At 63.0% G+C, this 11,512-nt stretch carries 10 protein-coding genes; 8 read left to right on the top strand and 2 right to left on the bottom strand.

Annotated elements, in window-relative coordinates; genetic code table 11:
• Positions 1 to 89 precede the first annotated feature (89 nt).
• The 3 genes from LB547_RS03850 (at position 90) to LB547_RS03840 (ending at position 2,019) form a co-directional block, all read left to right on the top strand.
• On the top strand, positions 90 to 347 hold the full coding sequence (locus LB547_RS03850) for a GlsB/YeaQ/YmgE family stress response membrane protein (RefSeq protein WP_140498561.1): 258 nt from the start codon (positions 90 to 92) through the stop codon (positions 345 to 347).
• A gap of 135 nt (positions 348 to 482) precedes the next feature.
• Positions 483 to 1,448 carry a lipoyl synthase gene (lipA, locus tag LB547_RS03845; protein WP_140761971.1) on the top strand — a complete coding sequence of 322 codons (966 nt, stop codon included), beginning with the start codon at positions 483 to 485 and terminating at the stop codon, positions 1,446 to 1,448.
• Positions 1,449 to 1,563: 115 nt separating this feature from the next.
• Positions 1,564 to 2,019, top strand: coding sequence for a type II toxin-antitoxin system RatA family toxin (locus LB547_RS03840; RefSeq protein WP_140515423.1), 456 nt, complete (start codon positions 1,564 to 1,566; stop codon positions 2,017 to 2,019).
• Here LB547_RS03840 and LB547_RS03835 read toward each other — a convergent pair.
• Both LB547_RS03835 and LB547_RS03830 read right to left on the bottom strand, forming a co-directional pair.
• A complete protein-coding gene (locus LB547_RS03835; RefSeq protein WP_140557251.1) occupies positions 1,998 to 2,504 on the bottom strand; it encodes a CinA family protein in 507 nt (168 codons plus the stop codon). The two genes, LB547_RS03840 and LB547_RS03835, sit on opposite strands and share 22 nt — an antisense overlap.
• Positions 2,501 to 3,730, bottom strand: coding sequence for a bifunctional 2-C-methyl-D-erythritol 4-phosphate cytidylyltransferase/2-C-methyl-D-erythritol 2,4-cyclodiphosphate synthase (locus LB547_RS03830; RefSeq protein WP_140557250.1), 1,230 nt, complete (start codon positions 3,728 to 3,730; stop codon positions 2,501 to 2,503). Before LB547_RS03830 ends, LB547_RS03835 begins: the two co-directional genes overlap by 4 nt.
• A 239-nt stretch (positions 3,731 to 3,969) precedes the next feature.
• Here LB547_RS03830 and dusB point away from each other — a divergent pair, with 239 nt between their 5' ends.
• The 5 genes from dusB to LB547_RS03805 all read left to right on the top strand — a co-directional run bounded on the left by dusB (position 3,970) and on the right by LB547_RS03805 (position 11,354).
• Positions 3,970 to 4,992, top strand: coding sequence for a tRNA dihydrouridine synthase DusB (dusB, locus tag LB547_RS03825; protein ID WP_140761974.1), 1,023 nt, complete (start codon positions 3,970 to 3,972; stop codon positions 4,990 to 4,992).
• Positions 4,989 to 6,131, top strand: coding sequence for a two-component system sensor histidine kinase NtrB (locus LB547_RS03820; protein WP_140525173.1), 1,143 nt, complete (start codon positions 4,989 to 4,991; stop codon positions 6,129 to 6,131). The genes dusB and LB547_RS03820 overlap by 4 nt, the downstream gene beginning before the upstream one ends.
• Positions 6,128 to 7,588, top strand: coding sequence for a nitrogen regulation protein NR(I) (gene ntrC, locus LB547_RS03815; protein ID WP_140498568.1), 1,461 nt, complete (start codon positions 6,128 to 6,130; stop codon positions 7,586 to 7,588). The genes LB547_RS03820 and ntrC overlap by 4 nt, the downstream gene beginning before the upstream one ends.
• Before the next feature lie 129 nt (positions 7,589 to 7,717).
• Positions 7,718 to 10,003: a sensor histidine kinase NtrY-like gene (locus LB547_RS03810; protein ID WP_181169983.1), complete on the top strand. Its 2,286-nt coding sequence runs from the start codon at positions 7,718 to 7,720 to the stop codon at positions 10,001 to 10,003.
• The gene (locus LB547_RS03805; protein ID WP_140557244.1) at positions 9,993 to 11,354 is read left to right on the top strand and encodes a sigma-54-dependent transcriptional regulator; all 1,362 of its coding nucleotides are present in this window, start codon (positions 9,993 to 9,995) and stop codon (positions 11,352 to 11,354) included. The genes LB547_RS03810 and LB547_RS03805 overlap by 11 nt, the downstream gene beginning before the upstream one ends.
• Positions 11,355 to 11,512 lie beyond the last annotated feature (158 nt).

The raw sequence follows: 11,512 nt of genomic DNA, 5'->3' as shown, positions 1-11,512 counted from the left end.
GCACGAGACTCAGATGCGAAAGCCGCAGGAGCTCGACGGCAAGTTAGTTCGGTTCCGGATGCGTTTTTTCTCAAGCAAGGAGAAGGCATATGGACGTGAATGGCGTGGGCTGGATCGCAGCCATCATCATCGGCGGCCTGGCGGGCTGGTTTGCCGAAATGGTCATGAAGAGCAATACCGGCGTCTTGATGAACATCATCTTGGGCATTGCCGGCGCAGTGGTGCTGAACGCGATCTTGCGTGCCTTGAACATCGGCGTGTTTGGCGTCGGTTGGACCGCCTACCTGATCACCGGTTTCATCGGCGCCTGCCTGCTGATCTGGGCCGGACGTCTGGTGCGCCGTTAGTCGGTATCGTTTCCGCCATGCGAAAACGGTTGTGGCGGCATGTACCGCCGCAGCCTTTTTCTTTGTGCTGAAAAGTCCTAGATGACGTGTAAGTGACGATCGCCGGCGGCGATCGCAAAGAAAACCAGGGTTCCGATGGTCACCGTCCTCGACACGATCGCCAATGCGCCGCGGCTGCGGCATCCGGAGAAGGCGCACAAGCCCGACCAGGACGTGCTGCGCAAGCCTGACTGGATCCGCGTCAAGGCGCCTGTGTCGAAAGGCTATGCCGAAACCCGCGAGATCGTGAAATCGCACAAGCTGGTGACGGTCTGCGAGGAGGCCGGCTGCCCGAACATCGGCGAGTGCTGGGACAAGAAGCACGCCACCTTCATGATCATGGGCGAGATCTGCACACGTGCCTGCGCCTTCTGCAACGTCGCCACCGGCATCCCGACCGCGCTCGACCCGGAGGAGCCGGCACGGGTCGCCCACGCGGTCAAGCAGATGGGCCTCAGCCACGTCGTCATCACCTCTGTCGACCGCGACGATCTCGCCGATGGCGGCGCGCAGCATTTCGCCGAGGTCATCCGTGCGATCCGGGCGGCGACGCCTTCAACCACGATCGAGATCCTGACGCCCGACTTCCTGCGCAAGGACGGCGCACTGGAGGTCGTGGTTGCGGCAAAGCCCGATGTCTTCAACCACAATCTCGAAACGGTGCCGTCGAACCACTTGACGGTCCGGCCAGGCGCCCGCTATTTCCATTCGATCAGGCTTTTGCAGCGGGTCAAGGAGCTCGACCCTTCGATCTTTACCAAGTCCGGCATCATGGTTGGGCTGGGCGAGGAGCGAAACGAAATCCTGCAGCTGATGGACGATCTGCGTTCAGCCAATGTCGATTTCATGACCATAGGCCAGTATCTGCAGCCATCGAAAAAGCACCACCCGGTGATCCGCTTCGTCACCCCGGAGGAGTTCAAGTCCTTCGAGACGATCGGGAAGACCAAGGGCTTCCTGCTGGTGGCGTCGAGCCCGCTGACCCGCTCCTCGCACCATGCCGGCGACGACTTCGCCAGGCTGCGCGCCGCGCGCGAAGCGCAGCTCCAGAAATCGCTCTGATGCATGTCGCCCAAAAGTGACCTCGGGTTTTGGGAGAACGACATGCACGAAAACAAAGACTCTAAAGCGCGTCGCATGAGTCTGTGTCGACGCGACGCGCTTTAGAGCCGGGTTCATGCCGAAATTCGAAGCCACCCGCCGCGTTTCCCACACGCCGGAACAGATGTTCGCCTTGGTCGCCGACATCGAAGCCTATCCGCAATTCCTGCCGCTTTGCGAGGCACTGACGGTGCGCTCGCGCAAGGAGCGTGACGGGCGCACTATCCTCGTCGCCGATATGAGCATCGGCTACAAGGCGATCCGCGAGACCTTCACGACGCAGGTGCTGCTAAAGCCCGACGAGCGTGCGATCGACGTCAAGTACATCGACGGTCCGTTCAAATATCTGACCAATGTCTGGCGATTCGACCCTGCCGACGGCGGCTGCGCGGTCTGCTTCTTCATCGACTACGAGTTCAAGAGCCGCATTCTGGGCGCCCTGATGGGCACGATGTTCGACCGTGCCTTCCGCATGTTCTCCGAAGCCTTCGAAAAGCGTGCTGATGTCATCTACGGTGCAAGACCGGCGTGAGCATGCCCAAGCGCGTGCAATCCCAGCTTGAGTGCATGGCTGACGGTCTCCTGGCGAATGAAATCACGGCCTTCATCGGCGAACAGCACGCGCTCGGCCGTCACCGGCCGGCCGCTTAGGCCAATCCCGAACCAGACCAGGCCGACCGGTTTTTCCGGCGAGCCGCCGCCCGGTCCGGCAATGCCGGTAACGGCGAGGCTGAGCCCGGCACGGGAGCGCGCCAGCGCGCCGGTTGCCATTTCGATCGCTGTCACGCGTGAAACCGCGCCATGAGCCTCCAGCGTGGCGGCGGAAACCCCGAGCATGTCCATCTTGGCTTCATTGGAATAGGTGATGAAGCCGCGATCGACCACGGCGGAAGAGCCGGCGATATCGGTCAGCGCGGCGATGATCATGCCGCCGGTGCAGCTTTCCGCCGTCGCAAGCATGATGCCGCGCTTCTGGCAGGCTTGCAGCAATGCATTTGCCAGTTCGCTGTTGCTCATTCCGGCACCTCGCCGGGAAACACCACGCTCGCCGTGGCGATCGCCGCAATGCCTTCCTCGCGGCCGACGAAACCGAGCTTCTCGTTGGTTGTCGCCTTGATGGAGATGCGGTCGGCAGAGATGGCCAGCATCTGCGACAGGGCAGCCGTCATCGCCTCGCGATGTGGGCCGACGCGTGGTGCCTCGCAGATCAGCGTGATGTCGGCATTGGCGATGCGGCCGCCGCGCGCGCGCACCAGCTTTGCCGCATGTTCTACGAATATCCGGGAGGCAGTACCCTTCCACTGCGGGTCGGAGGGTGGGAAATGCGTGCCGATGTCGCCGGCGCCGCAGGTCGCCAGCAGCGCATCGGTAAGGGCATGGAGCCCGACATCGGCATCGGAATGGCCGGACAGTTTCTTGTCATGCGGAATGGCGATGCCGCATAGCGTGACGTGGTCGCCGGGCTCGAACGCGTGGACGTCGTAGCCATTGCCGGTTCTAATATCGGGAAAGCGCATGCGCTCGCTGGAAAGTCGTTGGTCCGCCATGGCGATGTCCCGTGCCCAGGTGAGTTTGACGTTGTCCGGTGAGCCGGGAACGAGTTTGACCGGCATCTGCATCCACTCGGCGATCGCGGCGTCGTCGGTAAAGTCGGTTTTGCCGCTGTTATAGGCTTCCTCATGCATGGCCATAATCGCCAGGAATGGGAAACCCTGCGGCGTTTGCGCCGCGTGAAGCCCGCTCCGGGAAACCGTTTCGGCGACCATCCCGGCGGCGGATTCGCGTTTCAGCGTATCGGCGACGGGCAGCGCCGGGAGCGCACCCTCGCGCTCGCCGATGGCTGCGATCGTGCGGTCGATCAGGTCCGCGTCGACGAAGGGGCGCGCCGCGTCGTGGATGAGAACCTTGTCCGGTGCGTGGCTTCTCAACGCCTGCAGTCCGAGTCGAACCGAGTCTTGCCTGGTGGGGCCACCCGCAATTGCCGTGACGCGATTGGAGTGTGCGCCGACGGCATGTCGAAAAAGTTCGTGATCCTCGGCGTGTATTGCCACGACGAGCGGGCCGATACGCGGATGCGCCAGGAAAATATCGATGACGTGGGCGATTACGGCGCGACCGCCGATCTGCTGATATTGCTTCGGGCCATCGGCCTGTCCGGCACGCGCGCCGCGGCCGGCCGCAACAATAACCACCGCGACCTTGCCGTTCGCCTCCAAAGCCTGATTTTCGCTCGCGTCAGTCATGCCGATTGGCTTAGCGCACGATCCCCAAAAGTGTAATCGGTTTTCGGAGAGATTGTAGGCCGAACAGGAAGCCCTAAAAGGTCCATTGCGTGTTCGTGCAGGGCGCGGCGCTTTGCTCGGGACTGCAGCCGAGCTCGGCATTTCCCAATTGCGCCGTAATGTGGCGTCATTCCGCGTTGCACATTGCGGCCGATATGGCTAGAGAATGTGCAGCAAATGAACATGCTTGGTTTTTGTGCATGCCTGACCTGATCAAATTGGCCGCACCTCTCGACGTCGGCGGCGTGAGTATCCGCAATCGCGTGTTCCTCGCGCCGATGTCGGGAATTACCGACGAGCCGTTCCGCCAACGCGCCCATGCGCATGGCGCCGGCCTGGTCGTATCCGAAATGGTGGCAAGCGGCGAGCTCGCCAAAGGCAGGGCCGGATGCGACCTGCGCATACGTCATTCGGGCCTGCCCGTCCATATGGTGCAGCTTGCCGGCCGCGAGGCGGCACACATGGCGGAAGGCGCACGCATCGCCGTCGGCGAGGGCGCCGACGTCATCGACATCAATATGGGTTGCCCCGCCAAGAAGGTGACCGGCGGCTATGCCGGCTCGGCACTGATGCAAGATCTCGATCATGCACTGTCGCTGGTCGACGCCGTGGTCGGCGCGGTCGGTGTGCCGGTGACGCTGAAGATGCGGCTCGGCTGGGACGAAACGGCGCTCAACGCGCCTGACCTGGCGCGCCGTGCCGAGCAGGCGGGCGTCAAGATGGTGACAGTGCACGGCCGCACGCGCTGCCAGTTCTATCAGGGCAAGGCTGATTGGCGCGCAATAGCCTGCGTCAAGGCTGCCGTGTCGATCCCGGTCGTCGCCAATGGCGATGTGTCTTCGCCTGCGCAAGCAGCCGCTGTTCTGGAGCAATCCGGCGCCGATGCGGTGATGGTGGGCCGCGCCCACTACGGCGCGCCCTGGACCGCCGGAACCATCGCGGCCGCGGCGGCAGGCGAGCTTGCCCGGCTACCGGAAAGCGCTGCGGAACTGACCGACTACATCATTGCCCATTACGAGGACATGCTTGCGCTCTACGGCGTCGAGAGCGGCCTGCGCCAGGCGCGCAAGCACCTCGGCTGGTATCTGGACCGCCATGCCGGCGCCGTTGCCGACGAAAAGCGCAAGGCCATTCTCACGTCTTTCGACCCCGCGCGGACGATTACCTTGCTTCGCGAGGTGTTTTCCGCCGCCGAGCAAACACCCATGCGGAGCGCCGCATGAACGCCTCCGTCAGCCAGGGCCCGGAAATGGCGGATGCTGCCCAGATCGTGCTCAACACCATCCGCCGTCCGGTCATCATGATCAGTTCGGAGGGGTTCATCACCTTCGCCAACGCCGATGCGGAGGACTTCTTCCGCTCGAGCGCGACGATGCTCGCCCGCAACACGCTGTCAAAGCTCATTCCCTTCGGCAGCCCGCTGCTGACGCTGGTCGACCAGGTGCGCGAGCGCCGGGCCCCCGTCAACGAGTACCGGGTCGACGTGTCGTCTCCGCGTCTCGGCATCGAGAAGGTGGTCGATCTCTATGTTGCCCCGGTGCCGGAGTTTCCAGGCTCCGTCGTGGTGATGTTCCAGGAACGGTCGATGGCCGACAAGATCGACCGGCAGATGACGCATCGCGGCGCGGCGCGCTCGGTGACCGGTCTGGCGGCGATGCTGGCTCACGAGATCAAGAACCCGCTCTCCGGCATCAGGGGCGCTGCCCAGCTGCTTGAACTGTCCGCTTCAGACGAAGATCGCGCGCTGACGCGGCTGATCACCGACGAGACCGATCGCATCGTGTCGCTGGTCGATCGCATGGAGGTGTTTTCCGACGAGCGGCCGATCGACCGCTATCCCGTCAACATCCATGTCGTGCTCGACCATGTGAAGGCGATCGCCAAGAACGGTTTTGCGAAAAAAATCAAGATATTGGAGGACTATGATCCTTCATTGCCTCCGGTCTTCGCCAACCGCGACCAACTCATCCAGGTGTTCCTAAACCTGGTCAAGAACGCCGCCGAGGCGATCGGCGGCGACCCCCAAGGTGAAATCGTCCTGTCGACGGCCTTCCGGCCGGGCATTCGCGTTTCGGTTCCAGGCACTCAGGATCGCGTGTCGCTGCCGCTCGAGTTCTGCGTGCGAGACAACGGTTCCGGCGTCTCGGAGGATATCCTGCCGATCCTGTTCGATCCCTTCATCACCACCAAGCCGAACGGCTCGGGACTGGGCCTCGCGCTGGTGGCCAAGATCGTCGGCGAGCATGGCGGCATCATCGAATGCGAATCGACGCCGCGCGCGACAATGTTCCGCATCCTGATGCCGGCCTGGAAGGAAACGGCGCTCGGCACCGATGAAGACGCTGAAGGAGACCGCAAATGACCGTTCGCGGCAATATTCTCGTCGCCGACGACGATGCGGCGATCCGTACGGTCCTCAACCAGGCCCTTTCGCGTGTCGGCCATGAGGTGCGCGTGACCTCCAATGCCTCGACGCTGTGGCGCTGGGTGGCGGCGGGCGAGGGCGATCTCGTCATCACCGACGTGGTGATGCCGGACGAGAACGCATTCGACATGCTGCCGCGCATCAAGAAAGCTCGGCCGGAGCTGCCCGTCATCGTCATGAGCGCCCAGAATACCTTCATGACGGCGATTCGTGCCTCCGAGACCGGCGCCTACGAATATCTGCCGAAGCCGTTCGACCTCACCGAGCTTCTCAACATCGTCAACCGGGCGCTGTCGGAGCCGCGGCGGCCGAAGATCGACGCGCGGCCGGAAGAGCAGCCCGAGACGATGCCGCTGGTCGGCCGCTCGGCCGCCATGCAGGACATCTACCGCATGCTGGCGCGCATGATGCAGACCGACCTGACGGTGATGATTTCGGGCGAATCGGGCACCGGCAAGGAGCTGGTGGCGCGTGCGCTGCACGAATATGGACGCCGCCGTGGCGGCCCTTTCGTTGCCATCAACATGGCGGCCATCCCGCGCGACCTGATCGAATCGGAACTGTTCGGCCATGAGAAGGGCGCCTTCACCGGTGCGCAGAACCGCTCAACCGGCCGCTTCGAACAGGCCGAAGGTGGTACGCTGTTCCTTGACGAGATCGGCGACATGCCGATGGAAGCGCAGACGCGCCTGCTGCGCGTCCTCCAGCAAGGCGAATACACGACGGTCGGCGGCCGCACGCCGATCAAGACCGACGTGCGCATCGTCGCCGCCACCAACAAGGATTTGCGCACGCTGATCAACCAGGGGCTCTTCCGCGAGGATCTTTTCTATCGCCTCAATGTCGTGCCCCTCAGGCTGCCGGCACTGCGCGAGCGCTCCGAGGACGTGCCGGACCTCGTCCGGCACTTCTTCAAGCTCGGCGAGATGGAGGGTCTCCAGACCAAGCGTATCTCGTCGGGCGGCATCGAATTGATGAAGCGCTATCCCTGGCCGGGGAATGTGCGCGAACTGGAAAACCTGGTCCGCAGGCTCGCCGCGCTCTATTCACAGGACGAGATTTCCTCCGAGATCATCGAGGCGGAACTCAAGACCGGCGAGCGTCCCGTGGTGCCGGGCGGCGGCAACCTCATTCCCGACGACCTGTCCATCGGCCAGGCGGTCGAGCATTTCCTGCAGCGCTATTTCACCTCGTTTGCCGGCGAATTGCCGCCTGCCGGCCTCTACCAGCGCATTCTCTCGGAGGTCGAGTATCCGCTGGTGCTGGCCTCGATGACCGCGACGCGCGGCAACCAGATCAAAGCCGCGGAACTGCTGGGGCTCAACCGCAACACGCTGCGCAAGAAGATTCGCGAACTCGGCGTCAACGTCTACAAATCGTCGCGCCAAGCCTGAGCCGGGATAGAGCCGAAGCGCTTTTCCGGGGGACTGTCCGCGAAAGATTTCCGTCCAGGCCACACTTGTTGCATAATCGCCACAATGCGTTGCATAGATCCGACGCAATCACTGGCTCTAGACGGCGACATGGCTTCGCAGGCTCCGACACCGAACGAACCGCTTTTCAACGACCCCGGCACGCGTGACGGGCGCCGGCTGCTGGCGCTGCCCGGCGTGGTGGCGGTCGTCGGTGCGCTGGTCATGGCGGCCATTTCGTTCGCGATCCTGGTCGGCGCGACGCCGATTGCGCCCGATGCCAGGACAACCTGGGCGCTGATCGCGCTCAACGCCATCTTCGTCCTGTTGCTGATCGCACTGATCGGCCGGGAGGTGCATCGCATCGTCATGGCGCGCCGGCATGGCAAGGCAGCCTCGCGGCTGCATGTGCGCATCGTGGCCATGTTCGCGCTCGTCGCCGCCATCCCCGCCATCATGGTGGCCATCATCGCATCGATCACGCTCGATATCGGCCTCGACCGCTGGTTCGAGATTCGCACCAAGACGATCGTCAATTCGTCGCTTTCCATCGCCGATGCCTATGTGCAGGAAAACGCGCGCAACCTGCAGGGCACGACGCTGTCGATGGCCTATGACCTCGACGCGTCGCGCACGCTTTACGGCCTCGACCGAACTGGCTTCCTCGATCTGATGAGCAAGGAGGCGGTGGGCCGCTCGCTGGCGCATGCCGCGCTGATCAAGCCCGACGGCTCCTTCGTGATGAGCGCCAAGACCGATGCCGACTTCGCCATGCCGGAACCGCCGGAGGGAGCGGTCGCCAGCGCCACCGACGGCAAGCCGGTTCTGATCGAGCCGCGCACGCGCAACATCATGGGCGCCATCGTCAAGCTGCGTGAGATCGAGGGGCTCTACCTCTACACGATCCGGCTGGTCGATCCCGAGGTGATAAAGGCGCGCCAGATCGTCAGATCGAACACCGACGAATATCGCAATCTCGAAGACAACAGGCGCACTTCGCAGGTGGCTTTCGCGTTGCCTTATCTGTCGTTGACTTTGATTATCATCCTGTCGGCAATCTGGACCGGCATTGCCGTGGCCGACCGGCTGGTGCGGCCGATTCGTCAGCTCATCGGCGCTGCCGACGAGGTCGCGACCGGCAATCTCGACGTCGCCGTGCCGGTGCGCCCGTCCGACGGCGACGTTGCCTCGCTCGGCAATACTTTCAACAAGATGCTGCAGGAATTGAAATCGCAGCGCAACGAGATCCTGTCGGCCAAGGATCTGATCGACGAGCGACGGCGCTTTTCGGAAGCGGTGCTGGCCGGTGTCACCGCCGGCGTCATCGGCGTCGATCCCTATGGCATCGTTACTATCGTGAACCGCTCGGCCGAGTCCATGCTGGCCATTTCGGCCAGTGCGGCACTCGGGCAGAACCTTTCCGCCATTCTGCCGCATGTCGGCCGCGTCTTCGAGATCGGCCGCCAGTCGGGCAAGCCCGTCTATCGCGAGCAGGTGACGTTTTTCCGCGCCGGCACGGAGCGGACTTTCAACGTGCAGATCACCATCGAGGCCGGCGATAACGGCACTGAGGAGAAATCCTACGTCGTGACGGTTGACGACATCACCGATCTGGTCCAGGCGCAGCGCTCCTCTGCCTGGGCCGACGTGGCGCGCCGCATCGCCCATGAGATCAAGAACCCGCTGACGCCGATCCAGCTTTCAGCCGAGCGCATCAAGCGCCGCTACGGCAAGGTCATCACCGAGGACCGCGAGGTGTTCGACCAGTGCACCGACACGATCATCCGGCAGGTCGAGGATATCGGTCGCATGGTCGACGAATTCTCCGCTTTCGCGCGCATGCCGAAGCCCGAGATGAAGTCCATAGACCTGCGTGAATCCCTGCGCGAGGCCTCCTTCCTGGTCGAGGTGAGCCGTTCCGATATCACGTTCGAGCGCATATTCGGCAACGAACCGCTCAAGGGTACTTTCGACAGCCGCCTGTTGGCGCAGGCTTTCGGCAACGTGATCAAGAACGCTGCCGAAGCGATCGACGGGCTGGAACAGAAGGACGGTTCGCACGGCATAATCCGGATTCAAGCCGGACGTCAGAATGGCGCGATTCGCATCGACGTCATCGACAATGGCAAAGGCCTGCCGCGGGAGAATCGTCAGCGGCTGCTGGAGCCCTACATGACCACGCGTGAGAAGGGCACGGGCCTTGGTCTCGCCATCGTCAAGAAGATCGTGGAGGACCATGGCGGCAGGCTGGAGCTCCACGATGCGCCTGCGGATTTCCATGGCGGGCGCGGCGCGATGATCAGCATCATCCTGCCACCTGCGGCCGTGGCGCCAGCGCGCGGCGAAAGCAGGACGGAACACGAAAGAGAAACTGAAAAGGTCGGTAATGGCGTCTGATATTCTGATCGTCGATGACGAGGAAGACATCCGTGAACTCGTCGCAGGCATACTGAGCGACGAAGGTCACGAAACCCGCACGGCATCCGATGCCGACACCGCGCTGGCGGCCATCGCCGACCGAGCGCCGCGGCTGATTTTCCTCGACATCTGGTTGCAGGGTTCGCGCCTGGACGGCCTGGCTTTGCTGGACGAGATCAAGACCATGCACCCCAACCTGCCGGTGGTAATGATTTCGGGCCATGGCAACATCGAGACCGCGGTCTCCGCCATCAGACGCGGCGCCTATGACTTCATCGAGAAGCCCTTCAAGGCGGACAGGCTGATTCTGATTGCCGAGCGTGCGCTGGAAACCTCCAAGCTGAGGCGCGAGGTTTCCGATCTCAAGCTGCGCAGCGGCGAGACCTTCGACCTGATCGGCATGTCGTCGGCGATGAGCCAGTTGCGCCAGACCATCGAGCGCGTCGCGCCGACCAACAGCCGCGTCATGATCATTGGGCCCTCCGGATCTGGCAAGGAGCTGGCCGCGCGCGCCATCCACACGCTGTCGGCACGCAAGAGCGCGCCTTTCGTGACGCTGAGCGCCGCCAACATCACGCCCGAACGCATGGAGATCGAACTGTTCGGCACCGAATCGAACGGCGTCGAGCGCAAGGTCGGCGCCCTGGAGGAAGCCCATCGCGGCATCCTCTACATCGATGAGGTGGCCGACATGCCGCGCGAGACGCAGAACAAGATCCTGCGTGTGCTGGTCGAACAGCAGTTCGAGCGCGTCGGCGGCACCAAACGGGTCAAGGTCGATGTCCGCATCATCTCCTCGACGTCGCAGAACCTGGAGGCGATGATCGCCGATGGCCGTTTCCGCGAGGATCTTTACCATCGCCTTGCGGTGGTACCGGTGACGGTGCCGGGACTTGCCGAGCGGCGCGAGGACATTCCTTATCTCGTTGACAATTTCATGAAGCAGATCGCCCGTCAGGCCGGCATCAAGCCGCGCCGCATCGGCGATGACGCCATGGCGGTGCTGCAGGCGCACAATTGGCCAGGCAATGTTCGCCAATTGCGCAACAATGTCGAACGGCTGATGATCCTGGCGCGCGGCGAGGATGTCGATGCGCCGATCACCGCCGACCTGTTGCCATCCGAAATCGGCGATGTCATGCCCCGCACGCCGAACCAGTCGGACCAGCACATCATGGCGCTGCCGCTGCGCGAGGCGCGCGAACAATTTGAGAAGGACTATCTGATCGCCCAGATTAACCGGTTCGGCGGCAACATTTCGAAAACGGCCGAGTTCATCGGCATGGAGCGTTCCGCGCTGCACCGCAAGCTGAAGTCGCTCGGCGTCTGACCTGAGAGGTTGAGCGGTTCGGCGTTTTATGCATTGCCGGCCCGGTTCGATACCTTGCTCAAGCAGTTCCGGCCGGAAAACCGTTACACGCTTTCTGGAATTGCTTCAGTGGCCCACGCGATTATCCATCACTGTTGAGGCGGAATCGCCTAAACAAG

Origin of the sequence: Mesorhizobium sp. B264B1B (assembly GCF_020165765.1) — a bacterium.
Taxonomy (GTDB): domain Bacteria; phylum Pseudomonadota; class Alphaproteobacteria; order Rhizobiales; family Rhizobiaceae; genus Mesorhizobium.
This window is presented reverse-complemented; position numbering and strand designations above follow the sequence as displayed.